This window comes from Mesorhizobium sp. WSM3879 (genome assembly GCF_002294915.1).
GTDB lineage: Bacteria > Pseudomonadota > Alphaproteobacteria > Rhizobiales > Rhizobiaceae > Mesorhizobium.
The window spans coordinates 521,568-545,692 of record NZ_NSFZ01000001.1 but is presented as its reverse complement, the minus strand read 5'-3'; the positions used below and the strand labels follow the sequence as shown (position 1 = coordinate 545,692).

Sequence of the window (24,125 nt, the reverse complement as noted above, 5' to 3'; positions counted from 1 at the left end):
GGCGCGTTGCATTCGGAGTCAAAAATCTATGTGTCGCGGAAAGCGCAACCGGTAGCTCGCTCCGCAAGCCGCGGCTATCTGTGTTGGCGAGGGCCGCGCGCCGAAACCGAAGGGATGGAGAGAATGGAGCACTGGATCGGAACCTGGAGCGCAAGCCCAATGAACGTCTGGCCGGGAGACGCCGTGCTCTATGGCTTCCACCGGCAGACGGTACGCCAAGTCGTGCGCGTCAGCACCGGCGGTGAGAGGTTGCGATTGAGGCTGTCCAACGAATATGGCGCCTCGCCGATTCGTATCGGCGCCGCGACCGTCGCGCTTGCCGCGAAAGACGGCGCGGTCGACGCCGGCAGCATCCGGCAGGTGACGTTCGGCGGCGAACGGCAGACCGATCTGGCGCCCGGCGCGCCGCTGCTCAGCGATGTTGTGGACCTAGCGGTTCCCGATCTCGGGCAGATCGCGATCAGCCTCTATTTCCCCGATTTCGCTCCGATCGAGACCTATCACTACGAGGCGCAGCAGACCGCCTACATCTCCGAAATCGGCGACTTCGCCGGCGCAGCCGAACTGCCGGTGCAGCAGACCTCGACCAGCCGCTATTTCCTCAGCGCCGTGCTGGTCGAGAGCGGGCCGGACAGCGGCTCTCTGGTTTGTCTCGGCGATTCCATCACCGACGGCTTCGGCTCGACCGTCGATAGCAATGCGCGCTGGCCGGACCGGCTGGCGGAGCGGTTTGCGAAAAGCGGCCGGCTGTCAGGCATCGGCGTCCTCAACCAGGGGATCGGCGGCAACCGCGTGCTTGCCAGCCGCGCCCGCGGCGCCAACGCGCTCGCCCGCTTCGACCGCGACGTTCTGGGCTTTCCCAACGTCCGATGGGTCTCGGTGCTGGAAGGCATCAACGACATCGGCTGGCCGGAAACCATGCTTGCCGGCCGTCAGGAGGCCGTCGCCGTCGAAAGCCTGATCGCGGCTTACCGGCAAATGATCGCACGCGCCCGCATCAACGGCATCAAGGTGCTGCTTGGCACGCTGCCGCCCTTCGGTGGCGCCTTCGAAGGCCAGCCGCTCAGAACTTTCTACTCTCCGACCAAGGAGCGCGACCGCGAGGCGGTGAACGCCTGGATCAGGACATCGGGCGAAGCCGATGCCATCGTCGATTTCGAGCGCGCGCTGGCCGATCCCGCCAACCCGTCGAGGCTGCTCGCCGCCTTCGATTGCGGCGACGGCCTGCATCCGTCCGACGACGGCTATGCCGAGATGGCCAGGCTGTTCGAGGAAGCTTTCGAGAGCTTGCTTCGCGGCCAATAGGATTACCTGGTTCTGCGAGTGGCGGCTGCTGCCCGCGCCGGCGCCTTCTGGATGTTGGCGGCGCCGCCCATGTCACCATTCTTGGTGCGACCCGCCCCGGTCGTGCTCCAATATCGGCGCCCGTCGTCGGGTGCAATTCGGCGAAAACACAGATGGCCAACCTCAGAACAGGACGACGAGCACTTAGCATAATGGAGCTGGCAGAAGAGCTCAGCTGTCCAGGAACAAACTGCAAGTCTTTCCGGTTTGGTGACCGAACCGATTGCGGTCACGAAAATGGTTGGACATGGAAGACATAATAATGAGCAGATTGCGCAGCTACTGAGGCGCCAGTTTTCCAGTGAGATAATGAGGCGCCATCTGCGTGCACTTCCGCTGTTTCGGACCGAGAGGTGGCTCCCTGACCGGCTTGCCGGGTTGATGGAGGTTTTAAAGCGAAGTGAGGGTCGAGGACGACGGCGTTGATTCTTGCTTCTGGCCTGAAGCGTCGACGTCAGGCTGGACGCAAAGGTCGTCTTTCGATCCCAATGGAGAAGAGATGGTGAGCAATGCGGCCGCTCGATAAGGCATTGCTTGGGGCTGTGGCAGGCGTCGCGGCGACCATGGCGATGACAGCAACGATGATGCGCCTGCACGCAGTCCTGCCCGACGACGAGCGCTATCCGCTTCCGCCTCGCGAGATCGTCGACCGCACTTTTCCAGCTGTTGACGAGCGCGAAGCACGTTCAAGAACACTGCTTGCGCATTTCGGGTTTGGCGGTCTCACCGGTGCTTTGTTTGCCCTGCTGCCCACCACTCGAGGGAGCGGGATCGCCTATGGTTTATGCATCTGGGCGCTGAGCTATCTCGGTTGGATTCCCGCCGCCCGCATTCTGACCCCGGCGCACCGTCACCCCATCAGGAGAAACATGCTGATGATTGCAGCTCATGTCGTTTGGGGCCTGACGCTTTCGAGATCACTGAGAGAAATGGAACGCGCCGCCATCGAGGCGTTCGACTCCTCCGGCAACCGGCCAACAGGGCGCGACCAGCAAGCCGAGAGGAGAAGCCGGTGACCGGGCGGCGCGTTCTGCGGAACGATCCGACCCTTCGGCCCGCCGCGCTGTCTTGTCCGGCGGGACATCGGCAATGAAGGTTCTCGTAACGGGATCGAACGGTCTCATCGGCACAGCGGTGTGCGCGCGTTTGGTCGCGTCAGGGCACGAGGTCGTGCGGGCCTCACGACGCCGACCAAGCCGGGCGGGGGAGGCGGGAACGGTCGCCATCGATATGGCGAAGGCGCTCGCCCCCGAGAACTGGGGCAGTGCTCTTCAAGGCGTTGACGTGGTGGTGAATTGTGCCGGTGTTCTGCAGGACAGCGCCAGCGAAAATACGACAGGGGTTCATGCATTGGGCCCAGCGGCGCTGTTTCGTGCCTGCCAGCAAGCCGGGGTGCGCCGGGTCATCCACTTTTCCGCTATCGGCGTCGATCGTGAGCAACCCTCGGCCTTCTCCGCCAGCAAATATGCCGGCGAGGAGGCCTTGATGACGCTCGACTTGGATTGGGTCGTGCTGAGACCCTCCGTCGTTCTGGGCCGCCCCGTTTTTGGAGCGAGCGCCCTGTTTCGCGGCCTTGCCGCGCTTCCTCTGCTGCCCTCCATGCCCGGCTCCGGCCGTCTGCAGGTGGTTCAACTTGAGGACGTGGTCGAAACGGTGGCGTTTTTCCTCAGCCCTGACAGCCCGTCACGGATCGCTCTCGACCTTGCTGGTCCGGACGCCTTCGCCATGGAGGAGGTAGTCGCGCATTACCGCAGGTGGCTTGGATGGGACGAGGCTCGCGTCCTGGCTCTCCCGAGATGGGCGGCGCGTCTACTTTATCGGCTGGGAGACGCCGTCAGTGTGCTGGGATGGCGCCCTCCCATGCGCACCAACGCCGCCCTTGAGATCAGCCGGGGAGCAACCGGTGATCCCGGACCCTGGAAGGCGACAACCGGGATCGAGCCGCGAGGTCTCCCGACAGCACTCGCCGCAAACCCAGCCACGGTGCAGGACAGATGGTTTGCCGGCCTTTACTTCATCAAACCCGCGATCTTCACGGTGCTGCCGTTCTTCTGGATCATGACCGGAATCATATCCCTGACAACCGGATGGCTGAGCGGTGTCCAACTCCTGATCGGTACTGCTGTGGGCGCGCTGGCGGCGCCGTTGGTCATCGCCGGCGCGCTGGCCGACCTGGTCATCGGCGTTCTCATCGCGCTTCGCAAAACCGCGCGCGTTGGGCTCCGGGGAGCGATCGGCGTATGCGTTTTTTATGCATTGGCCGGCACGCTCCTGCGGCCCGATCTGTGGAATGAACCGCTCGGCCCGCTGATGAAGATCCTGCCGATCGTTCTTCTGCACTTCGTCGCATTGGCGATCCTGGAGGAGCGCTGATGCTCTACTTCGGTCTCAAATATCTCCATATCGTCGGCGCGGCGGTCCTGCTGGGGACGGGCGCCGGCATCGCCTTCTTCATGCTGCTTGCACACCGGACCGGCAACCCGGCTACCGTGGCCGCTGTCGCGCGCATTGTCGTGATCGCCGATTTCCTGTTCACGGCAACGGCAGTTGTGGCGCAACCGATCACCGGCGTCGCGCTTGCCTGGCTCGTCGGCTATTCGCTCTGGGACGGCTGGATCGCGCTGTCGATCCTTCTCTACGTCGTGACCGGTGTTTTTTGGCTTCCCGTGGTTTGGATGCAGATGGAGATGCGCGATCTTGCCCTGGCGGCGGCGAAAGCCGGCCAGCTGCTTCCGCCGCGTTATCATCGGCTTTTCCGGCTCTGGTTCGTCTTCGGCTTTCCGGCTTTCGGCGCGGTCGCCGCTATCCTATGGCTGATGATCACCCGCCCGGCCATCGAATGGTTCGGGACCGGCTGATGCCGACGGGCCGAGCGAGCTCATCTGAGCTACGCCGGCAGGAGAGGCGCCGGCTTTGATTTCCCGTGCATGGGCAAGAACGACTACACCAGCGCGATCGGCATGTAGCGGATAACCACCTTCTCCTGTCGAAACCACCGCTCGAGTGCGATCCGGCGTTCACGCCAGTCGATGAGATCGACCTCGTTGGCCATGACTTCGAAGATCACAATCTTGTCGGCGTTGGACTCGGCACCCTTTTTCCACAAACCGTCGGCAGGCGCCTGAAGGTAAGCAGTAACGCCTTCGAAGCGACTCGCCAGTTCTTCCTTCACGCGGTCGAAATCTTCTTGAGCGAAAGGCTGGCCGTTGTTGTCCGAGCAGGGGAGCAGGATCTGAACAAGATGCATCACAATTCACCGGTGAAAACTAGCACTTGGTATCGTCAAGATAGTTATGCATGTCGGTGGCTGCGATCGAGGCGTGGCCGAATGCGACAGCAATCTGATTGATTTCGTTGACCACATCGCCAGCGGCATACAGGCCTGGCACGACCGTGCGCTGATGCGCATCCACGACAAGATTTCCAAGCTCGTCGCATGTCGCCCCGAGATCTAGGCCAAGTTGCGACCTTATCGTGCATCCCATGGCTGGATAGACGGTATCGAATGAGGATGCTGTTCCGTTGGAGAGTTGAATGGTGGCCTGCTCTCCCGAGGGTCGTAGCGAATGTGGGATGCAGGGCTCGAGCTGGATTCCAGCTTCGTGGATCAGTCGGCCGGCATCTGCATCAATTTCACTCGAAGCATCGGTCGTCAGTACGGTGACGTCGCGAGTGTAGGTCCGCATGAACAATGCCTTCTTCACCGCCTCTTCCGCCGGGCCCATCACTGCGACCCGCTTATCGATCACCTCATAGCCGTCACAGATCGGACAGAGGCGCAAGGTGCCGGCTCTGATCATATCGTCTGCCGAAGGCGTCTCTGGAAGCTTATCGACAATGCCAGTAGCCAGGAGCGCCGCGCGGGAACGAATGGCTGTCGAACCGATCGCAATAAAATCCGTTCCGTCGCGGCCAATCTCGTGGATTATATCGTGCCTAAGATCGGCTCCGCTCTGCAAAGCCTGCTGCCGCAGCCGATTCAGCAGTTCGGCGCCGGCTATGCCGTCGGGGAAGCCGGGACAGTTGCGGGTAATCGGAATGAGCTTCGCGCGGCTTTGACCGCAATCGACAACGACGACCCGGCGGCGAAAGCGCCCGAGATACGTCGCTGCTGCCAAGCCGGCCGGACCGCCACCGATAACCAAGCAGTCAATTCGTTCCCACTGGCAGACGCTATCGTCTTTGATCACCAAAGAACTCCCGGGAGGTGATGCAGAGCTATTGCAAGCGGCTCGTGCCCGGCAAACGAACTTGTCTGTTGGTGACTAAGACCAAGGGCGTGCGCGACTGCTTCCCGGTTCTCATAAGAATGAGGCCGACACAGATGTCGCTCGTGAGGATGGCCTCGTTTCCTTCCGAACGGACAGAAACGAGGGCGCAAAATCCGGCCTCGACCGCGTGCACCAGTAAGCGCGGGATCAGTTGTTTCGTTATAGGCGACCATCTGCCCCAACCGCGCCCTTGCCTATTGGTTCCGCCGTGCATTCGCGTTGCGCGCCGATCCGTTGTCTCGCCAGACGCTGACGACGTTCGGCTGCCTTCATGTGCCGCAGGCCGCCGTTCTCGCCACGCGGCGGACCGGACGGTGCAAAAGTTCGCTTTTGTGGATCAAAGTAGCCCGGCCTGCCGGGCGGGGTTGGGGGCTTGACATACAGGCCGGGCCCTTACCCCGCGCAGCGGGGCAGAGTTCCATTATGCGCCGCGCTTGCGGCGACCGACATTAACATTTTCTAAGACTTGAAAAGCCCGTCGCAGCTAGTGAGCGTAAGCGACGGGCTTTGTGCTGCCGAGACGGCTACGTCCCAACGGTAAACGACCGCTCCCATAACGAGTCATGGCCGCGCAATCAGTTCCAATCTTGGACAGCCCACCCGAGGAACGTCACGACACCAGCGACGTTCCGGTAAATGGCAATCGACGATGATATCGAAATGGCCAGGCGGCATGTTCACGAAGGCGAGCGGCACCTTCGCCGTCAGCACGAGTTGGTTGCCGACCTCAGCGATCAGGGATTGCCGACCGATGACGCCCTGCGCTCCCTCCAGCTGCTTGAAGACATGCAGGCGATGCATCGGCAGCACTCGTCGCGGCTGCTGCGCAGAGCCGAAAATGGCTAGGAGGATTCCTGCCTTGTCGGGCCGGACCATGGGTGTCTGCACTTGATCTGGTGACAGGTCATGATCTGCCATGAGTGCGCCGGCCGAGACGATCGGAATCTGCAATTCAGCAAAAACTGTAACGCCGACAAGCGCAGGGACTGGACGCCCTGCCTCCAAATGCTCCGACTATTGCTCGTCCTTTGGGGCAACCTGCACCAGCTGCAAAAGCCCTAGCACGATCAGCGCCAAGACTGTGCCAAGAATTGCGATCTGCCAGAACCCGAGACCCACTGCCAATCCAATGGCACCGGCCAGCCACATTCCCGCGCCGGTCGTCAGCCCCTGAACCTCCCCTTTGGAGAAGAATATTAGCCCCGCAGCCAGGAATGCGACGCCGGCAGTTGTGGCTTCAATCAGGCGGATGGGGTCAATGGCTATCTCCTGGCCATCGAAGACGGGGAGATGGGTGATTTCGATGGCCAGGATGGCGATCAAGGCGGTTGCTAGACAGATCAGGATATGCGTCCTCAGCCCGGCCGGCCGGTTACGCCATTCGCGCTCCATGCCGACGAGTGAGCCAAGAACCGCAGCCAGCAAAAGCCTGGCTGAAATTACGGAAAATGGCAGCCAGGTTTGCTGCCCGAAACGTTCAACAAGCTCATCCATGAGCGCCAGAACGTATCTGTGGGCTGCCCGGTTCCTTCCGCAGGACGCCGGGATGTCCCTGCAACGCATATCGCCGGCAAAGCGCCGGAACATTCGAGCTCAGCCCACGTTGGGTTCTGTTCGACTGACAGGGACACACCTCAATGGAACCCAAATCATCGCGCGATCTGCCCGGTCCTAAGCCCCGCAAGGACAAGGAACGGGAAAACCAAAAAGCTGCCGCGAAAACGCCTGACAAGACCAACGATTGGGACCGGAACCAGGTGCATGGCGAGGGCGAGAGCATCGGGATCGACAAGGACGAACCATAGGCCGATCCACACCTCAGAGCGGCGTGCAATCTGAGCCGCCCACGATGAGGCTTGCCGCCATCCCGACCACTGGAGTGCTGGCGGAGAGAGCGTCTTTCGAGTTCGCATCTAAATAATTAAAAAAATTTGGCTTTCGCGCCGGCTCGTTGCGCTGTTTGCTTCACGGTTGCCTTGGATGGCAAGCCTACCTGTCTGAGGTACAGACACGTCTCCATCCCAGTTTCTTATGAATTCGATCAGAATGCCCAACCCAGACCCGGAATGGCTGCTACGCACCCCCCACAGCGGACGAAGAAGATCGAAAACATGCTGCGGTATCGGCCTGGCATCGCAGATTGATCACAAGGGCTCTGACCCCGTTGTCGACCTCAGCCCGGACAAGTGCCAATTGCAGGGTCTTGAGGAAGGAAGAAGCTTCGCCGCTCGCAAGCGGTGAGTTCGCGAGGGACGGTGCGCCGGGCGAACTCAATGAGGTCCCGGGACGTTTGGAAGACGCGAAGGATGCGGACATCTTTTTCGCCGGAAACAATTGCAACGCGGGTGCCGTCGGAACTGAAAGCTGCGCGTGTAAAGCCCAGTAGAATGGTTGCTTCGTCGTGGCTGCCAAGGACAGCAATCTGGCGTCCCGATTGCGTCGCCCAGAGCCGGACCGTGCGATCCTTCGAGGACGCGGTCACGACATACAAACCGTTGGGACTGAACTGGGCGCTGTCCACCGCGCCGCTGTGGCCCCTTAGAACGGCCCTTTCCAGTCCGCCAGCGACGCTCCAGATCCGGATGGTTCCATCGCGCGAGGCGGTCAGCAGCAACTGACCGTTGGGGCTGAAGGCGACGACCGTTACCGCGCCGGTGTGTCCCACTGGCGTTCTGACGTTTGCTCCGTCCGTGGTCGACCAAATGCGAGCCGTGTGGTCGAGTGAGCCCGTGGCGACGAGTTGACCGTCCGGGCTGAAGGCCGCTGCCGTGATGCGATCCTGATGCCCCACAAGAACCCTGAGCTCGGCTCCGCCCGTCGTCAAGAGGTGGCCCGCATTGTCTTCCCTGGCCGAGAGGATCAGATTTCCGTCAGGGCTAAGAATGGCCTGCGGTAGGTTGCTGCTCGTGTTGATGGCGGCTAGCTCGGTGCCGGTCGCCGCGTCCCACAGCTGCGCGGTGCCGTTCATCGATGCGCAGAGAAGCGATTTGCCATCGCGATCAAACTGGATCTGGATCAGGCCGCGATGTGATCGGAACTGGGCGGTCTCGTGTCCCGTGGCCACATCCCAAACACGGACCTGCCCCCCAAGAGATGCCGTCGCGACACGCCTTCCATCTAGGCTGAACGTCGCGCTTTGAACAATCTCATGTGTATCGAGCCGGATTGTCTCGCGCCCGCTCACGATATCCCACAGGTGCGCCGCGCTGTCGCCGCCGCCGGTCAGAAGGTGGACATTGTCGGGACTGAAGACCGCGAAAGTCGGCCGATATTCATGTGAGAGCGAAGTCGTCAGCGCGCCGTCGACATCCCACAGCCGAGCGGTGCCATCGTGTGAAGCAGTGAGAAGAATGTTGCTGTCGACCGGGCTGAATTCCATATGCTCGACCAAGGATTCATGACCGGCGATCGTCGTCACCAACGAGGCGCGTTCAGCGTCCCAGATGCGGATCGGCCCATTGACCGAGGCGGTCGCCAGGAAGCGGTCGTCCGGGGTGAAAGCACCGTTCATCTCCACATCGGGTTCATCCGTGTCGATGTCTGCCTTCAGTCCCGACACCTCCTGGCCGAGCACATCATGCAGCGTTCCCAACGCTCCATCCCAAATCCGGGCAGTGCCATCGAGCGACACCGTGGCGATTCGCTGACCCCCGTGACTGAAAATCACGCCGTTCAATTGCGTATCGCTCTTGCTGCCGGCCAGCTTTGCGATCTCCGTTCCTTTCGACAAATCGAAAAGGCTGGAAGTGTCGCGGTGTGAATGCCAACCCCAGGGGCCGGCCAGCATCCGGCTTCCGTCCGGGCTGAACGCCAGGCTGTAGGGCCAGGAGGTCACTCGGATTGACCGCGTCAGCGCGCCGTCTGCGCTATTCCAGATTGAAACAAAATGCTTGCCTGCCGTCGCGAAGCTGCGGCCGTCTGAACTGAAAACAGCACGCGTATATGCGTCGCTTTTTACACCTAGAACTTTCTTTCCGGTCCGAGCATCCCAGAGCGTTGCATCGCTGTTCTCCCCCGCCGTCAGCACCCGGGTGCCATCCGGGCTGAAGATTGCCGTTGGATAGCTGCCTACCGGGCGCATGATAAAGAGCTGCTCTCCCGAGACAGCGTCCCAGAGACGTGCAGTGCCATCCCTCGCCGCCGTCAGGATACGGCTCCCGTCCGGGCTGAATTCAGCCCTCTCCAAGGCCTCTTCATGACCCATTAGAACTGCAGTTTCGGCTCCGCTGGAGATGTCCCAGACGGCTGCAGTCTTGTCGTAGGATGCGGTGACGATGCGATCGCCGCTCGGATTGAATGCCGTATCCGTCACGCCGGCGCCATGCCGGAAGATTTTGATCTGGTGGTGCGCCAGGAGAGCCTTGTAGAGGGCTGCTTCCGCCTCGAACAGATATGGCCGCTCGGATTGGTCTTTTGAGGGCAGCGCTTCAAGCGCCAACAGGATCGCAGCCTCGGTGCTGCCTGCCCCGGTGGACTGTTCCGAAAGGAAGGACAGCGAAAGGAACTGATTTCGCATCGCCTGGTCGCGTTGCGACCTCGCTTCCTCCTGCGCCCTGAAGGCGACCAGCGCGCCTGCGCCCGCGATGAGAGCGAGCATTATCGCCACAATCGCTGCGTTGCGGGTACGTCGGGAAAGCCGGTTTGCTGCGGCCGCCGCCAGGCTCCGGCGCTCGGCTTCGCGCTCCAGGCGCTCGTGTTTTGCCTCTTCGGCGGCCTCGATCAGCGCTAGCGCTGCGTGCCGGTCCTTCTCCTCTTTCTGCCGATGGGCACGCAAAGACTCCTCGATGTACTCAAGGACATAATCGTCGATCTCCCCCCGTCTCGACAACATTAGTTCTTCGCCCTCCGCCAGACGTTTGCCGGGCGGAAGGAGAAGCTCTCGATTCCTGCTTTCCAGGTGCCATCGGTGGGCATCAGCCCTGAGGCGTTCGCGCGTCTCGAGAAAATTCCGGTTTGCATTCACAATGTCACTTGCGCGCGGCCAGCGTCTCAACAGTGCTTCATGTGCAACGCGCACGAAGACACGCCCTGCGGCGTTCTCGTCGCTGACGAGGAGCCGCGCGTCGATCAGGGCCCTGACCAGCGCCGATCGCGCGGGAGTACCTGCAACTTCGGTGAGCAGGGCTGGACGTGCCGTCACGGTGTCATCGCTCAGACTTGCAGTTGTGAGGGCGCCCAGTACCGTCGGTAAGGCCTCCTGGATCTCGGGCGCCAGTAAATCCACGACTTCATCGGCGCGGCGCGCGATTGCGCCTTCGAGCCCGCCGAGCGCGCGATAATCCGCAAAGGTGAGAACGCGGCGCTGGCGGCCGGCCTGGTACAACGCGTCGAGCACAAACTCCAGAAGCGGCAATGATCCGGGATCGGCAGCTGCTGCCTCCTGCAGCACGTCATCGAGTCGCCCCAACTCGGCATTCTCCTCAAAGCGGAGTCCGGCAACGCCCGCCGGCTCACGGATGATCTGACCGATCTCCGGGCCAGTCGGCGGCAGGAGTTCGTAGCTGGAGAGGCCATCCTTGAGCGCCGAGAACCCCGGGACCTCGCCGCAACGGTGAAAAAAATCTGAACGGATCGCCGCGATCACCCAGGCCAGTCCGCTCGCGGCGAGCAGCGTCATGAGCCGCACGAGAGCCTCGCGCGTCGCCGGCTGCTTCTCCGTCGTGAACAGCTCCTCCAGCTGATCGATGGCGACAACCAATCTGATCTGCGAGCGGGCCGACCCAGCGGCTTTGCCAAGTGCCTGGCGAACCATCGCCAGCGCCCGATCCGGCGCGCTTCTGCAAAGCCGAGCGAGCTCCGCGGCTGTTACTTCGCAGGCCAGTTCCGGCACAGCAGCTTCGCTAAGCAGCGCCGCAGCCAGCACAGCAAATGCATCCGGTCCTTCGGAGAGGCGGATCAGGCAGCGGCGCCACAACGATATGCCCGCCACGGTTCCGGGCCGGATCAATGACGGCAGCAGGCCAGCGCGCAGGAGGGAAGACTTGCCGCAACCGCTCATGCCGTAGATTAGCAGGAATGCGGTGCCGCTTGCTGCCTGCTGCTCCAGTCTTGAAGTGCAGGCAGCAATCGCCCGCGCTCTGCCGAAGAAGAGATCGGCATCTTCGAATTCGAAGGCATCGAGACCGCGAAATGGCGACCTGACCGGTTCCTCTGAAGCAAGAGGTACGCGGTAGATGCGCAGGGCACGTGCGACGTCCTTCAGCTTCTGCTCGCCAAGCTCGATGAATTCCAGCGGGAGCCGGTCTCGAGCCTGGGCATGAACCGCTTCCGTGATGCAAATCCCGCCCGGTCGTGACAATGATTGAACATGGGCTGCGACCTCGACCGCCTCGCCCCCGAGGTGGTCGCCCTCGTCGACGACATAACCGAGGTGAAGCCCGATGCGGAAGCGCAGGCGCTTTGTCTTGGGAACTTGGCAATTCCGTCTGTCGACCTCATGCTGGATGTCGCTCGCACACCGCAAGGCCTCGACAGGGCCTGCGAATTCGGCGACCACGCTCTCTTCGGCGCTCGAGAACACGCGACCGGCATGTTGCACCAGCAGCCGATCGACGATCTGCCTGTACGGCCCGATTGGTACAGCAGCGCCCCGCTCAGCCTCACCTGGCGGCCGACCGTCAGCAGCCAGTTCGGCTGCCAGGATAGTGGCCATTCTTGGCCCGGCGCTTGAAGGACGGACCAGCCTGTAACCGCGCCGAGGCACCGTCTCCACAACAGCCTGCCGACCGTCATTGAGCGCCGCACGGATCTCGTGAATGCATTGCACAAGGCTGTCGTCGGTGACCGCGATCCCGTTCCAGACCGCCCTCATCAGCTCGTCCTTGGTGACGACGCGATCAGCGTTCTCCAGAAGGTGACGAAGCACCGCGAAGGTTTGGTGACGAAGTGCGATTGTGCTGTTGGATTTGTCGCGCAAGGTCTCGCTGCTCACGTCGACGGTAACGCCGTTGAGCACGAACATCGTGGGCGGCGAGCTACTCAAGCCGTTTCCCTCAAGCACGAAGCCGCAGTCCAATGTTTCGATCCTAGCACGGTTTCGCGCTTGCCATCATCATTCACATCGGGCGGGGAGCGCCGATTTCGGCAAATGATCGGAAGCCGTTCGTGACCCCGAGACGCCTCGGACCGACAATCGCAGCGTCAGCGAGAGGCTCACCATGGACGACGAAGTGCAGATTGCTCGAAGTGTGGGCGCAAGGCCGGTGCTCCGGCTCACAGGCGTGTGCCTGATGACCCTGTTCTTGGCAATGGCGCCCCAGGCTCACTCAACCGACCGTTCCCAGGACGGCCTGGTCGACGTCGATCTGCAATTGATCCTTGCAGTGGACGTTTCGCCGTCGATGAGCAAAGTTGAGCAAAGAGTGCAGCGCGACGGCTACGTCGATGCTTTCCGCCACGCGGACATTGCGGGGGCAGTCAAGTCGGGAGAGCGTGGAAGAATTGCAGTGCTCTATCTGGAGTGGGCAGGGCCAAATCAGCAAACCGTCATCGTGCCATGGACAATCGTCCAAAGTCGCGAGGACGCTCTCACTTTGGCAGACAGGCTCGCGGCTTTGTCGTTGACTGAAGGCCGCGGAACGTCGATTTCCGGCGCATTGTCTGCCGCGAATGATCTGTTCGCGAATAGTGGCTTGCGCAGCCCGCGCAGGGTTGTTGATATATCCGGCGACGGACCCAATAATGCGGGAGCACTCCTTGACCCCATCCGGCAGGTTCTTCTCGCGGAAGGCGTGACGATCAACGGGCTGCCTATCGCACTGCCCCGGATTGGCGGGGCCGACGGGTTCGCGAGGTATGGCCGTTCCAACCTGCAATCCTATTTCGAGCGCTGCGTCATTGGCGGACCAGACGCGTTTGCGATCGGTGTCACAGAGCCCGCCATGTTCGCCACCGCAGTCCGTCGAAAGCTGGTGCGTGAAATCGCCATGAACACGGATTTGGTGATCTACGCCACCTACACGGCGCGTTCAGACAGCACGACCGATTGCAACGTGATCGGTCAGCTGCCAGGGCGGTAACCGATCGGCGATAGCGCGACGGTTTCTGGGGCGGGCCGCACGAAACGTCTTTCCGGCCACCTGCCTAACAGCCAATTGCGGACCGCTTTGAGGTGTCTTCCCTCTTCGCTAACAGCTTGAAAATATCATAGTATTAGGAAAATTGATGGCGGAGAGAGCGGGATTCGAACCCGCGTTACGGTTTCCCGTAAACACACTTTCCAGGCGTGCGCCTTCAACCACTCGGCCACCTCTCCGTCTTGCATGTCGCGTCGGCCGGTTTCGCCGCGCGGGTTGGGGAGATGCATCTCCCTCGGGAAGGCCTCTCGGCCTAAATTTGGGGTGCCTTCAACCGGCAGGCAACCCTTTCCCGGCACCTCTAGCCGTCTAGGCAAAACAGGCGCGGGGCTCATCTAGTCGATCCGAAAGCGAATGCCAAGTCATTCCGTGGCTTTTGCCGTGGATGACACGGAAGCTGCCTCGGTGGCCTGCCATGCAGCCGAATGCTGTGCACAGGCCGGCCGGCGGAGTTTCCCGCGCTTGACTTCGGCTCTGGCCGCCTGTCGACTGCCTGAGGCGTTTGTTTTGTGCACCTCCGGACGGAAAACCACGACGCAGTTCCCGGAACTGCTTGGGGCTTTGCGAGGGGCATCGTCCTGACATGGCATCGATCAACCAGCAGCCCGCGGGCCGGCCCGACAGCGGGCTCTCCTTCATCCCGGTGGCGTGGCTGATCATCGTGATGGCGCTTTCGGCCTATGGCCTGATCTCGAGCTGGCGGCTGATCGGCGACTTCAATCTGCCGGAAAGCGTGCTCTTCCTGATCTACGGCGGGCTGACCGGCGGCGTCGTGACCATTCTGTGGGGGCTTTACCTGCTCGGCCTCGCCTTCAACCGGTCGGCGCGTTTCCCGCGTCACTATACGATCTGGCAGGTCGCCATCATCCTTTGGCTCGTCGTGCGTCAGGCCTACACGCTTCTTGTGCCCGATTTCGTCTTCTCGGCCGAAGGGCTGGGCTTCACGGTGGCCGAGATCGCCATCGGCCTGCTCTGCATCTACCTCCTGCGGCGCGGCGCCGGCGCCGACACGGTGTATGCCAATCCCGAGGCCGTACGCCCGCCGCTCCTGGTCTCGCTCGTCGCCGCGTTGCTCGGCATCATCCTTGGCGGCGCCATCGGCGCCTGCATCGGATTTTTCGCGGGGTCGCTGATCGCCGACGCCACCCATATGAGCTGCTTCGAGGGCGCCTGCGGGTTTTTGCTGTCTTCATCGGCTTGGGCGGACTGATCATCGGAGCCGTCGGCGGCCGGATTTTCGCCATCTGGCGCGTCAACCGGCGCAAAGCGGCGCGGAGGGCCTAACTCAAAATCACGTGTCGCGATTGCGTGGCGGTTGTGCACGCTCTATGTCGTTTGGCGGGGCAGACGGGAGTGTTCCCGGGGAGTGCGTTGGATGCTGCGTTTCATCTTTCGGCTGGCGGCCATGGTTGCGTTGTCGATTTCTGTCATCATGGCGGTGATCGACACCACGCGCTCTGTCGCGGCGTCGGCGCTGGTCATGACGCCGCTCAACGCAAGCTGGCTGGCGGTATCGCCCGACACGCGCGCCGCGTTCGAGACCTATGTGCGCGCCAAGGCCAGTCCGCTGGTCTGGGACGGGATCATCGCCTGGGTGCTCGGCCAGCCGGGATTCGCCGTGTTCGCGGTATTGGCATTCCTGCTCTACGCCCTCGGCTACCGCCGGCGGCGCCACGAATTCGCCCCGACCAACTGACGCGGACTCCGCCCGAAACGGTCGGCCTTCACGCTTTTTCCAACAGGTCAAAATTCCACGTGAATTTTGTTTCGGGCCGTGCCAGATTGGCCGCGAGCGGGAGGGGCATACACTTCCTGCCTGACGTCGCATGCCTGCCGGAGAACCGGGCAGGGTGTGCGGTGCAACGGAAAATAACCGACAGGGTGTGGATCACATGAAACGTATCGTTCTCGGCCTCCTGGCCGCAACCGCAATGGTTCTCCCGGCCTTCGCCGCGGATGTCCAGCCGGCCATCCTCTACGATCTCGGCGGCAAGTTCGACAAATCCTTCAACGAGGCTGCCTATAACGGCGCCGAGAAATTCAAGAAGGAAACCGGCGTCGCTTATGTCGAATTCGAAGTCTCCAACGCTTCGCAGCGCGAGCAGGCGCTGCGCCGCTTCGCCGAGGACGGCCGCAACCCGATCGTGATGGCCGGCTTTGCCTGGGAAGATGCGCTGAAGAAGGTCGCGGCCGAATATACCGACCTCAACTTCGCCATCATCGACGATGCCGTCGACCTGCCCAATGTCCGCTCGCTGGTGTTCAAGGAGAACGAAGGCTCCTACCTCGTCGGCATTCTGGCTGCGATGGCGTCGAAGTCGAAGAAGGTCGGCTTCGTCGGCGGCATGGACATCCCGCTGATCCGCAAGTTCGAATGTGGTTATGTCGGCGGCGCCAAGTCTGCCGGGGCCACCGAGGTCATCCAGAACATGACCGGCGATACCCCGGCCGCCTGGAACGACCCCGCCAAGGGCGGCGAGATCGCCAAGACCCAGATCGATCAGGGCGCGGACGTCGTCTATGCCGCGGCCGGCGGCACCGGCGTCGGCGTGCTGCAGGCGGCCGCGGATGCCGGCAAGCTCGGCATCGGCGTCGACTCCAACCAGAACGGCCTGCAGCCCGGCAAGGTGCTGACCTCGATGCTGAAGCGCGTGGACGTTGCCGTCTACACGGCTTTCATGGACGGCAAGAACGGGACCTTCAAGGGCGGCGTCGAAAATCTCGGCCTGAAGGAAGGCGGTGTCGACTACGCCATGGACGACAACAACAAGGCGCTGGTGACGGACGAGATGAAGGCGGCGGTCGAAAAGGCCAAGGCCGACATTATCGCCGGCAAGGTCCAGGTGCACGATTACACCACCGACAACAACTGCCCATATTGATCGGCAACTGAACGAGGCTTCTTAGACCGCCGGGCTTTTTGCCCGGCGGTTTGTTTTTGGGACCAGCATCATGCAACCGATTATCGAAGTCATGAGGGAGCGCGATGTCGAGACGATCGCCAAGCTGCGCCTGGCCGCCTTCTTTGAAGGCACCGGGCGGACGCTCGCAGAGGATATTGCGGGACTTCGCCGGCTGATCGCAGGCGACGGGTTCGAGGCGGCTGTCGTCGCCCGCCTCGGCGGCTCGCCGATCGGAAGTTGCCTCTTCGTCCGCAACGAGATCGACCCGGCGCATGATCTGACGCCGTGGCTCGCCGGGCTTGTTGTTGACGAGGCGTATCGAGGGCAGGGCGTTGGCACGGCGCTGGTCAGGGCCATAGAAGGCCACGCCGCGTCGGCCGGCGTTAACCGGCTCTATCTCTACACCTGGCAGGCACGATCTTTCTACGAAGCGCTTGGCTGGACTGCCACGGAAGCTTTCGAGCAGGAGGGCGAGCCGATGCTTTTGATGTCGTGCGCCCTATAGCGTGCCGGCGAGATAGCCCAGCGCGAAGGCGGCCGCCAGGGCGAGCGCGATAGCCAGGCCGAGCCGGCCGCCAAGGGAATGCAGGCCGACGCCATAAGGCTTGCGCTCGATCTTGTTGATCACGATCGGCTGCGGCTTCGCATCGCCCTTGTCCAGCCCGGCAAACCGCATTTGCGGCAATTCGCCAAGCCGGCGCTGCACAAGCTGCCAGCGCTCATCCGAAGCCGTGGCCGACGCTCCCTGCGGCTCCAAAGCACGCATGCGCTCGGCAAGCCGCAGCACCGCGTCGCGAAAGGCGGGATCGATCTCTAGGTCGCGCTCGGCGCGAGCACGCTCCCGTTCGTCCATCAGGCCGAAGACATAGTCGCCGGCCCTTGCGATGCGGTCTCCTTCACCGGCCATGACCGTTCTCCTCGAACTCGCTCGCTGACCCCGCAGGCTCAGTAGTGCGGCGGCTTGGTCACCGGCACGTCGGGAGCGGCCTGCTCCTCCAGGGCCAGGAACCGATCGGTAAGGGCGGCGAGCTTGCGTTCCATGCGCTCGATCACCGTCCACTGCTCGGCGATCTGGCCGGACAGTTCCTCGATCGTCTTTTCCTGCTCGGCGGCGCGGATTTCCAGCGTCGTCAGCCGATCGTCAGGCATCGTCATCATCCCGGTCTCTGTGAATGTGAAGCTCCCGGCCACCTTCGAAATTGACAAGCGCGGCGGGATTTGTCGAGAGTGAATGGCGTTCCGGCCAATTGGCACGGGCGGGGCATCATGCTAGGCATTTTGACCAAGCGATAAAAAAATAACGAGTGGGACAGGCTGCATGGCGCAAGCCGCAATCGAGCTCATAGGCATCAACAAGAGTTTTGGCGCCGTGCGCGCCAACCGCGACATCAACCTGGAAGTCACGCGCGGCACCATCCATGGCATTGTCGGGGAGAACGGCGCAGGCAAATCGACGCTGATGTCGATCCTCTATGGCTTCTACCAGGCCGACAGCGGCGAAATCCGCGTGGCGGGCAAGCCGGTGTCGATCAACACCCCAAACGACGCGATAGCGCTCGGCATCGGCATGGTGCACCAACATTTCATGCTGGTCGACAATTTCACGGTGCTGGAGAACGTCATCCTCGGCGCCGAGACCGACGCGCTGTTGAAGAGCAGCATCGCCAAGGCGCGCTCCGAGCTCGAACGGCTGGAGCGCGAATACGGCCTCGAGGTCGATCCCGACGCCATCATCGAGGAATTGCCGGTCGGCCTGCAGCAGCGCGTCGAGATCCTCAAGGCCCTCTATCGCGGCGCCGAGATCCTGATCCTCGACGAGCCGACAGGGGTTCTGACGCCAGCCGAGGCCGACCATCTGTTCCGCATCCTCAAGCAGCTGAAGGAACAGGGAAAAACGGTGGTGCTGATCACCCACAAGCTGCGCGAGATTATGGCCGTTACCGACACGGTCTCGGTCATGCGCCAGGGGACCATGGTGGCGACCAGGGTGACCAGGGAAACGACGGTCGGCGAATTGGCCGAACTGATGGTCGGCCGGCGCGTGCTCTTGCGGGTGGAGAAGGGCCAGTCGGAGACCGGTGCGATAAAACTCTCGGTCAAGAACCTGACGGTCAAGGATTCACGCGGCGTCACCATGGTCGACGACGTCTCCTTCGACGTCCGCGGCGGCGAGATCGTCGGCATCGCCGGCGTGGCCGGCAACGGCCAGTCGGAGCTGCTCGAGGCGATCTCCGGCATCCGGCACGCCGTCTCGGGCGAGGTCATGCTCGAAGGCAAGCCAATCGACCTGACCGGCAAGGCCGATCCCGGCGAATTGCGCGACCGCGGTCTCGCCCATGTGCCGGAAGACCGCCACCATGTCGGGCTGGTGCTCGCCTTTGAGGAGAACGAGAACTCGATCCTCGGCTATCACGACGACGAGCGCTATCTCAAGGGACCGTTCCTGAACGTCGATGCCATCATGGCCGACGCGAAGGACAAGATCGAGAAATACGACATCCGTCCCGGCAATCCGCGGCTGAAGACCGCAAATTTCTCCGGCGGCAACCAGCAGAAGATCGTGCTGGCCAGGGAGATGGAGCAGGATCCCGGCGTGCTGATCGTCGGCCAGCCGACGCGCGGCGTCGACGTCGGCGCCATCGAATTCATCCACAAGCGGCTGATCGCCATGCGCGATCAGGGCAAGGCGGTGCTGGTCGTGTCGGTCGAGCTCGACGAGATCCGCTCGCTGTCCGACCGCATCCTGGTGATGTTCGCCGGCCGCATCGTCGGCGAACGCGGACCGGAAGCGACGGAAGGCGAGCTTGGCCTCTTGATGGCCGGTGTCGAGCACCAGGAGGCCGCCGAATGAGCACGCCTTACGCCAAGTTGCCGGCCTGGGCCGATTATGGGTTGATTCCGTTGATCAACCTGTCGGTTGCTTTCATCGTCGCGGGCTTCGTCGTCATGCTGGTCGGCGAAAATCCGTTCCGCGCCGCCGTCATCCTGGTCGAAGGCGCTTTCGGCAAGGGCACAGGCATCGCCTTCACCCTGTTCTATGCCACGACCTTCATCTTCACCGGGCTGTCGGTGGCGGTGGCGGCGCATTGCAGCCTGTTCAACATCGGCACCGAAGGCCAGGCCTATATCGGCGGCCTCGGCATCGCGCTCGTCTGCCTGAGCTTCGACAGCGTCCTGCCCTGGTGGGTGATCTTTCCGATGGCGATCGTCGCCGCGGCGGCGTTCGGCGCGCTCTGGGGTTTCATCCCGGCCTATCTGCAGGCCAAGCGTGGCTCGCACATCGTCATCACCACCATCATGTTCAACTTCATCGCTGCCTCGGTGATGGTCTATCTGCTGGTCGGTCCGCTGAAGCCGGTCGGATCGCAGGCGCCGCAGACACGCAATTTCCTGGCCGGCGCGGAATTGCCGAAGCTCAACTGGATGATCGAATTGTTCGGCGCCAAGATCCGCTCGGCGCCGCTCAACATCTGCTTCCTGCTGGCGCTGGCGATGGCGTTCCTGGTCTGGCTGCTGATCTGGCGCACCAAGCTCGGCTACGAGATGCGCACCTATGGCCATAGTCCGAAGGCGGCGCGCTATGCCGGCATTTCGGAAACCCGCATCATCCTCACCGCGATGATGATCTCGGGCGGCCTGGCCGGCATGATGGCCCTCAACCCCGTGATGGGCGACCAGCACAATGTGGCGATCGATTTCGTCTCGGGCGCAGGCTATGTCGGCATCGCGGTCGCGCTGATGGGCAGGCTGCATCCGGTCGGCATCGTGCTGGCGGCGATCCTGTTCGGCATGCTCTACCAGGGCGGCGCCGAGCTTGCCTTCGAGATGCCGGCGATCAGCCGCGACATGATCGTCATCATTCAAGGGTTGGTCATCCTCTTCGCCGGCGCGCTGGAGCATATGTTCAGGCCCTATATCCAGGCGCTGTTCGCATCGGTCAGCCCGAAATCGGTCGGCATGCAGGCGGTCAAGGGGAAGGGGGCCTGAGATGGACAGTTTCAACGCGATCGTCCAGGTCCTGGATTCCACCATCCGCCTGTCGGTGCCGCTGCTGCTTGCCTGTCTTGCCGGCCTCTATTCAGAGCGGGCCGGCATCTTCGATATCGGTCTCGAAGGCAAGATGCTGGTCGGCGCCTTCGCCGGCGCTGCAGCGGCATCGGTCTTCCATTCGGCCTTTATCGGTCTCGGCACCGCCGTCCTGATCTCGGTCGCCTTCGCCATGGTGCATGGTTTCGCCTCGATCACGCATCGCGGCAACCAGATCGTCTCCGGCGTCGCCATCAACTTCGTCGCCGCCGGCTCGACCATCATCCTCGGCCAGGCCTGGTTCGAGCAGGGCGGCCGCACGCCGGCGCTGCAGCCGGGCGAGCGCTTCGAGGCGATCGTGTGGCCCGGCGCCGAAGCCGTGCGCAACGTGCCGATCCTCGGGCCCGTTTATGCCGAGCTGATCTCCGGCCATTCGATCCTGGTCTACTTCGCCTTCGCGATGGTGCCGTTCACCTGGTGGGTGCTGTTCCGCACCCGCTTCGGTCTCAGGATGCGCGCCGTGGGCGAAAACCCGGCCGCCGTCGACACCGCCGGCATTTCGGTCGCCTGGCTGCGCTACCGGGCGCTGATCTGCACCGGTATCCTTACCGGCGTCGCCGGCGCGTATCTCTCCATGGTCCAGAATGGCGGCTTCGTGAAGGACATGACCGCGGGCAAGGGCTATATCGCGCTTGCCGCGCTGATCTTCGCCAAATGGAAGCCGGTCAACGCGATGTTCGCCTGCCTGCTGTTCGGCTTCCTCGACGCGGCATCGATCCGCTTGCAGGGCTCGCCGCTGCCGATCCTCGGGAAAGTGCCAGTGCAGTTCATGCAGGCGCTGCCCTATGTACTCACCGTCATCCTGCTCGCCGGCTTCATCGGCAAGGCGATCCCGCCGCGCGCCGGCGGCGTGCCCTATGTCAAGGAACGCTGAGGCTCGGGCAGTCTTGGCAACCGGCAATTTGAACAAGATCGTGGGAGAGAAAAAGGAAATGTCGCATGATCTGTTCGAAGCGGCCAGGACGGCGATGGCCAAGGCCTATGCGCCCTATTCCAAGTTTCCCGTAGGCGCCGCGCTGCGCACCGAGGACGGACGCGTCTTCACCGGCGCCAACATCGAGGTGGCGTCCTATCCGGAGGGCTGGTGTGCGGAGACCACCGCGCTCGGTCACTACATCATGGGCGGCGGCGGCAAGATCACCGAGATCGCTGTGATCGCCGAGCGCATGGCCAAATGCTCGCCCTGCGGCGGCTGCCGGCAGCGGCTGGCGGAATTCTGCCGGCCGGAGACGAAGCTCTATCTCTGCGACAATACCGGCGTGGTCGAGACGGTCACCATGGGCGACATGCTGCCATACGGATTTAGGGGCGATATCTTGAAATGAAGGAAGCGCTGGATCATCTGGTCGAGAAACTGGACGGGCTGGCCCCGACCGCGGCGCTTGTGCTGGGCTCCGGCCTCGGTGGGCTGGTCGACCAGGTGGAGGACGCAAGGCGCATCCCCTATGCCGAACTGCCGGGCTTCCCGCGCAGCGGCGTCTCCGGCCACGCCGGCGAGGTGGTGGCAGGGCGTTTCGCCGGCACGCCGGTGCTGATGCTTTCCGGGCGCGCGCACTATTACGAGCACGGCAATGCCGCCGCGATGCGCCCGGCGCTCGAGGTGCTTGCCGGCATCGGCATCTCGCATCTCATCCTCACCAACGCCGCCGGCTCGGTCGATTCCGAGATGGGACCGGGCTCGGTGATGATGATCACCGATCACATCAACTTTTCCGGCTCCAATCCGCTGATCGGCGAGCCGAGCGACCGCCGCTTCGTCGGCCTTACCGAGGCCTATGATGCGGGGTTGCGCAAGGCGATCGAGACGGCGGCCAAGGAGACCGGCACCGCGCTCCACCAGGGCGTCTACATGTGGTTTTCCGGACCATGTTTCGAGACGCCGGCCGAAATCCGCATGGCGCGCGTCATGGGCGCCAACGCGGTCGGCATGTCGACCGTGCCCGAAGTGATCCTGGCCCGCTTCCTCGGCCTCAAGGTCGCCGCCTGCTCGGTCATCACCAACCTTGCGGCAGGCATGACCGGGGCGGAACTCTCGCACCAGGAAACCAAGGACATGGCGCCGGTCGGCGGCGCGCGGCTGGCGACGATCCTGCGGCGCGTCTTCGAGGAAGGTTTGCCGGAAAGCTGATGCTCCCGCAGGAAATCATTCGCCGCAAGCGTGACGGCCACAAGCTCTCGGCGCCCGAGATCGCGGCCTTCATCGAGGGGATCACGGCCGGCACGCTCTCGGAAGGCCAAATCGGCGCCTTCGCCATGGCGGTGTTCCTCAAAGGCATGAGTCGCGAGGAAGCAGTGGCGTTGACGCTCGCGATGCGCGATTCCGGTGACGTGCTCGACTGGTCCGATTTGCCGGGACCGGTCACCGACAAGCATTCGACGGGCGGCGTCGGCGACAATGTCTCGCTGATGCTGGCGCCGATCGTCGCGGCCTGCGGCGCTTATGTGCCGATGATCTCCGGCCGCGGGCTTGGCCATACCGGCGGCACACTGGACAAGATGGATGCCATTCCCGGTTACGTCAGCCAGCCGGATTTGGCGCGGTTCCGCAAGACGGTGCTCGAGACGGGCTGCGCCATCATCGGCCAGACCGCCGACCTGGCGCCGGCCGATCGCCGGCTCTACGCGATCCGCGACGTGACGGGCACAGTGGAATCGGTGCCGCTGATAACGGCTTCGATCCTGTCGAAGAAGCTTGCCGCCGGGCTCGACTCGCTTGTGCTCGACGTCAAGGTCGGCAACGGCGCCTTCATGGAGAAGTCGCGCGATGCGGCCGCACTTGCGAACAGCCTGGTCGAGGTCGCCAATGGCGCCGGCCTGAAGGCTTCGGCACTGGTGACCGGCATGAACGAGCCGCTGGCCTCGGCAGCGGGCAATGCGGTCGAGGTGAAGAACGCGGTAGACTTTCTCACCGGCCGCTTCCGCGACCGCCGGCTGGAGGACGTCACGCTGGCGCTTGCCGCCGAGATGCTGCAATCGGCGGGAATTGTCTCGTCTAACCAGGACGGGATCAGGCGCGCGGCCGAGACGCTTGCCGGCGGCCGCGCGGCGGCGGTGTTCGCGCGCATGGTGACGGCGCTCGGCGGTCCCCCCGACTTCGTCGAGAATCCGGAGAAATATCTGCCGAAGGCGGCAGTAGAAATGGCGGTCAAAGCGGCCGAGGACGGCTTCGTCACCGGGATCGCGACGCGCGAAATCGGGCTCGCCGTCGTTGCGCTGGGCGGCGGGCGCGTCCGCCCGGACGACAAGATCGATCATTCCGTCGGCCTCACCCGGCTGCTGCCGGTCGGCGCGGAGGTGCATGCGGGCGAGGCGCTGGCGCTGGTCCATGCGCGGACCGAGGCCGACGCCGAGGCTGCCGCCGTCGCGGTGCGCGCCGCCTATACGGTCGGTCACTCGAAGCCGACCGCAGAAAAGACGGTGCTCAGGCGGATACTGCCTCTGTAAAA

At 63.0% G+C, this 24,125-nt stretch carries 23 protein-coding genes and 1 tRNA gene; 16 read left to right on the top strand and 8 right to left on the bottom strand.

Annotated features, from left to right (window positions below; genetic code table 11):
• Positions 1-159: 159 nt before the first annotated feature.
• From CK218_RS02620 to CK218_RS02605, 4 genes are all read left to right on the top strand, one after another.
• Positions 160-1,305, top strand: coding sequence for an SGNH/GDSL hydrolase family protein (locus tag CK218_RS02620; protein WP_179294416.1), 1,146 nt, complete (start codon positions 160-162; stop codon positions 1,303-1,305).
• A 548-nt stretch (positions 1,306-1,853) separates the two neighbouring features.
• Positions 1,854-2,360 carry a hypothetical protein gene (locus tag CK218_RS02615; protein WP_095826755.1) on the top strand — a complete coding sequence of 169 codons (507 nt, stop codon included), beginning with the start codon at positions 1,854-1,856 and terminating at the stop codon, positions 2,358-2,360.
• Between the two features lie 73 nt (positions 2,361-2,433).
• Complete coding sequence (locus CK218_RS02610; RefSeq protein ID WP_095826754.1) at positions 2,434-3,717, top strand: SDR family oxidoreductase; 1,284 nt, start codon at positions 2,434-2,436, stop codon at positions 3,715-3,717.
• A complete protein-coding gene (locus CK218_RS02605; RefSeq protein WP_095783489.1) occupies positions 3,717-4,202 on the top strand; it encodes a DUF2269 family protein in 486 nt (161 codons plus the stop codon). Before CK218_RS02610 ends, CK218_RS02605 begins: the two co-directional genes overlap by 1 nt.
• Before the next feature lie 83 nt (positions 4,203-4,285).
• On the opposite strand, the gene CK218_RS02600 is transcribed toward CK218_RS02605, so the two are convergent.
• The 4 genes from CK218_RS02600 to CK218_RS02585 form a co-directional block, all read right to left on the bottom strand.
• The gene (locus CK218_RS02600) at positions 4,286-4,591 is read right to left on the bottom strand and encodes a hypothetical protein (protein WP_067318770.1); all 306 of its coding nucleotides are present in this window, start codon (positions 4,589-4,591) and stop codon (positions 4,286-4,288) included.
• A 19-nt stretch (positions 4,592-4,610) separates the two neighbouring features.
• Entirely contained in the window at positions 4,611-5,534 is a 924-nt protein-coding gene (locus CK218_RS02595) for an NAD(P)/FAD-dependent oxidoreductase (protein WP_245434842.1), read from the bottom strand.
• 642 nt (positions 5,535-6,176) lie between these two features.
• Positions 6,177-6,533, bottom strand: coding sequence for a hypothetical protein (locus CK218_RS29925; RefSeq protein WP_143749595.1), 357 nt, complete (start codon positions 6,531-6,533; stop codon positions 6,177-6,179).
• Between the two features lie 96 nt (positions 6,534-6,629).
• Complete coding sequence (locus tag CK218_RS02585; RefSeq protein ID WP_067319603.1) at positions 6,630-7,109, bottom strand: MgtC/SapB family protein; 480 nt, start codon at positions 7,107-7,109, stop codon at positions 6,630-6,632.
• Between the two features lie 143 nt (positions 7,110-7,252).
• On the opposite strand from CK218_RS02585, the gene CK218_RS30480 reads away from it, so the two are divergent.
• On the top strand, positions 7,253-7,420 hold the full coding sequence (locus CK218_RS30480) for a hypothetical protein (protein ID WP_164746634.1): 168 nt from the start codon (positions 7,253-7,255) through the stop codon (positions 7,418-7,420).
• A gap of 368 nt (positions 7,421-7,788) precedes the next feature.
• On the opposite strand, the gene CK218_RS02580 is transcribed toward CK218_RS30480, so the two are convergent.
• Positions 7,789-12,630 (bottom strand): winged helix-turn-helix domain-containing protein, encoded by a 4,842-nt coding sequence (locus tag CK218_RS02580; protein WP_143749594.1) that lies wholly within the window; start codon positions 12,628-12,630, stop codon positions 7,789-7,791.
• A gap of 142 nt (positions 12,631-12,772) precedes the next feature.
• On the opposite strand from CK218_RS02580, the gene CK218_RS02575 reads away from it, so the two are divergent.
• The gene (locus CK218_RS02575; protein ID WP_095826751.1) at positions 12,773-13,633 is read left to right on the top strand and encodes a DUF1194 domain-containing protein; all 861 of its coding nucleotides are present in this window, start codon (positions 12,773-12,775) and stop codon (positions 13,631-13,633) included.
• 146 nt (positions 13,634-13,779) lie between these two features.
• On the opposite strand, the gene CK218_RS02570 is transcribed toward CK218_RS02575, so the two are convergent.
• Positions 13,780-13,869: transfer RNA gene (locus CK218_RS02570), tRNA-Ser, on the bottom strand.
• Positions 13,870-14,273: 404 nt separating this feature from the next.
• Between CK218_RS02570 and CK218_RS02565 the strand changes: the two genes are divergently transcribed.
• The 4 genes from CK218_RS02565 to CK218_RS02550 all read left to right on the top strand — a co-directional run bounded on the left by CK218_RS02565 (position 14,274) and on the right by CK218_RS02550 (position 17,098).
• The gene (locus tag CK218_RS02565) at positions 14,274-14,900 is read left to right on the top strand and encodes a hypothetical protein (protein WP_245434839.1); all 627 of its coding nucleotides are present in this window, start codon (positions 14,274-14,276) and stop codon (positions 14,898-14,900) included.
• Between the two features lie 165 nt (positions 14,901-15,065).
• On the top strand, positions 15,066-15,386 hold the full coding sequence (locus CK218_RS02560) for a hypothetical protein (RefSeq protein ID WP_067002648.1): 321 nt from the start codon (positions 15,066-15,068) through the stop codon (positions 15,384-15,386).
• A gap of 196 nt (positions 15,387-15,582) precedes the next feature.
• Entirely contained in the window at positions 15,583-16,572 is a 990-nt protein-coding gene (locus CK218_RS02555; RefSeq protein ID WP_067325733.1) for a BMP family ABC transporter substrate-binding protein, read from the top strand.
• 70 nt (positions 16,573-16,642) lie between these two features.
• Complete coding sequence (locus CK218_RS02550) at positions 16,643-17,098, top strand: GNAT family N-acetyltransferase (RefSeq protein ID WP_095826750.1); 456 nt, start codon at positions 16,643-16,645, stop codon at positions 17,096-17,098.
• Here the strand turns inward: CK218_RS02550 and CK218_RS02545 are convergent.
• Both CK218_RS02545 and CK218_RS02540 read right to left on the bottom strand, forming a co-directional pair.
• The gene (locus CK218_RS02545; RefSeq protein WP_095778792.1) at positions 17,093-17,500 is read right to left on the bottom strand and encodes a hypothetical protein; all 408 of its coding nucleotides are present in this window, start codon (positions 17,498-17,500) and stop codon (positions 17,093-17,095) included. The genes CK218_RS02550 and CK218_RS02545 overlap by 6 nt on opposite strands.
• Positions 17,501-17,538: 38 nt before the next feature.
• Positions 17,539-17,748: a SlyX family protein gene (locus CK218_RS02540; RefSeq protein WP_095826868.1), complete on the bottom strand. Its 210-nt coding sequence runs from the start codon at positions 17,746-17,748 to the stop codon at positions 17,539-17,541.
• A 163-nt stretch (positions 17,749-17,911) separates the two neighbouring features.
• Here CK218_RS02540 and CK218_RS02535 point away from each other — a divergent pair, with 163 nt between their 5' ends.
• From CK218_RS02535 to deoA, 6 genes are read left to right on the top strand one after another with little or no spacing between them, the layout of a single operon-like run.
• The gene (locus CK218_RS02535) at positions 17,912-19,444 is read left to right on the top strand and encodes an ABC transporter ATP-binding protein (RefSeq protein ID WP_095826749.1); all 1,533 of its coding nucleotides are present in this window, start codon (positions 17,912-17,914) and stop codon (positions 19,442-19,444) included.
• A complete protein-coding gene (locus CK218_RS02530; protein WP_095826748.1) occupies positions 19,441-20,580 on the top strand; it encodes an ABC transporter permease in 1,140 nt (379 codons plus the stop codon). The genes CK218_RS02535 and CK218_RS02530 overlap by 4 nt, the downstream gene beginning before the upstream one ends.
• Position 20,581: 1 nt before the next feature.
• Complete coding sequence (locus CK218_RS02525) at positions 20,582-21,553, top strand: ABC transporter permease (RefSeq protein WP_095778796.1); 972 nt, start codon at positions 20,582-20,584, stop codon at positions 21,551-21,553.
• Between the two features lie 58 nt (positions 21,554-21,611).
• Positions 21,612-22,004, top strand: coding sequence for a cytidine deaminase (gene cdd, locus CK218_RS02520; RefSeq protein WP_067325754.1), 393 nt, complete (start codon positions 21,612-21,614; stop codon positions 22,002-22,004).
• Positions 22,001-22,807 carry a purine-nucleoside phosphorylase gene (locus CK218_RS02515; protein WP_095778797.1) on the top strand — a complete coding sequence of 269 codons (807 nt, stop codon included), beginning with the start codon at positions 22,001-22,003 and terminating at the stop codon, positions 22,805-22,807. The genes cdd and CK218_RS02515 overlap by 4 nt, the downstream gene beginning before the upstream one ends.
• The gene (deoA, locus tag CK218_RS02510) at positions 22,807-24,123 is read left to right on the top strand and encodes a thymidine phosphorylase (RefSeq protein WP_095826747.1); all 1,317 of its coding nucleotides are present in this window, start codon (positions 22,807-22,809) and stop codon (positions 24,121-24,123) included. Before CK218_RS02515 ends, deoA begins: the two co-directional genes overlap by 1 nt.
• Positions 24,124-24,125: the final 2 nt, after the last annotated feature.

Coding starts and splice junctions, on each gene's coding strand:
- CK218_RS02535 (WP_095826749.1), top strand. CDS start 17,912: ATGGCGCAAGCCGCAATCGAGCTCATAGGCATCAACAAGAGTTTTGGC.
- CK218_RS02560 (WP_067002648.1), top strand. CDS start 15,066: ATGCTGCGTTTCATCTTTCGGCTGGCGGCCATGGTTGCGTTGTCGATT.
- CK218_RS02550 (WP_095826750.1), top strand. CDS start 16,643: ATGCAACCGATTATCGAAGTCATGAGGGAGCGCGATGTCGAGACGATC.
- CK218_RS02530 (WP_095826748.1), top strand. CDS start 19,441: ATGAGCACGCCTTACGCCAAGTTGCCGGCCTGGGCCGATTATGGGTTG.
- CK218_RS02515 (WP_095778797.1), top strand. CDS start 22,001: ATGAAGGAAGCGCTGGATCATCTGGTCGAGAAACTGGACGGGCTGGCC.
- CK218_RS02605 (WP_095783489.1), top strand. CDS start 3,717: ATGCTCTACTTCGGTCTCAAATATCTCCATATCGTCGGCGCGGCGGTC.
- CK218_RS02575 (WP_095826751.1), top strand. CDS start 12,773: ATGGACGACGAAGTGCAGATTGCTCGAAGTGTGGGCGCAAGGCCGGTG.
- CK218_RS29925 (WP_143749595.1), bottom strand. CDS start 6,533: ATGGCAGATCATGACCTGTCACCAGATCAAGTGCAGACACCCATGGTC.
- CK218_RS02585 (WP_067319603.1), bottom strand. CDS start 7,109: ATGGATGAGCTTGTTGAACGTTTCGGGCAGCAAACCTGGCTGCCATTT.
- CK218_RS02525 (WP_095778796.1), top strand. CDS start 20,582: ATGGACAGTTTCAACGCGATCGTCCAGGTCCTGGATTCCACCATCCGC.
- CK218_RS02610 (WP_095826754.1), top strand. CDS start 2,434: ATGAAGGTTCTCGTAACGGGATCGAACGGTCTCATCGGCACAGCGGTG.
- CK218_RS02615 (WP_095826755.1), top strand. CDS start 1,854: ATGCGGCCGCTCGATAAGGCATTGCTTGGGGCTGTGGCAGGCGTCGCG.
- CK218_RS02545 (WP_095778792.1), bottom strand. CDS start 17,500: ATGGCCGGTGAAGGAGACCGCATCGCAAGGGCCGGCGACTATGTCTTC.
- CK218_RS02540 (WP_095826868.1), bottom strand. CDS start 17,748: ATGACGATGCCTGACGATCGGCTGACGACGCTGGAAATCCGCGCCGCC.
- CK218_RS30480 (WP_164746634.1), top strand. CDS start 7,253: ATGGAACCCAAATCATCGCGCGATCTGCCCGGTCCTAAGCCCCGCAAG.
- CK218_RS02620 (WP_179294416.1), top strand. CDS start 160: ATGAACGTCTGGCCGGGAGACGCCGTGCTCTATGGCTTCCACCGGCAG.
- CK218_RS02600 (WP_067318770.1), bottom strand. CDS start 4,591: ATGCATCTTGTTCAGATCCTGCTCCCCTGCTCGGACAACAACGGCCAG.
- deoA (WP_095826747.1), top strand. CDS start 22,807: ATGCTCCCGCAGGAAATCATTCGCCGCAAGCGTGACGGCCACAAGCTC.
- CK218_RS02555 (WP_067325733.1), top strand. CDS start 15,583: ATGAAACGTATCGTTCTCGGCCTCCTGGCCGCAACCGCAATGGTTCTC.
- CK218_RS02565 (WP_245434839.1), top strand. CDS start 14,274: ATGGCATCGATCAACCAGCAGCCCGCGGGCCGGCCCGACAGCGGGCTC.
- cdd (WP_067325754.1), top strand. CDS start 21,612: ATGTCGCATGATCTGTTCGAAGCGGCCAGGACGGCGATGGCCAAGGCC.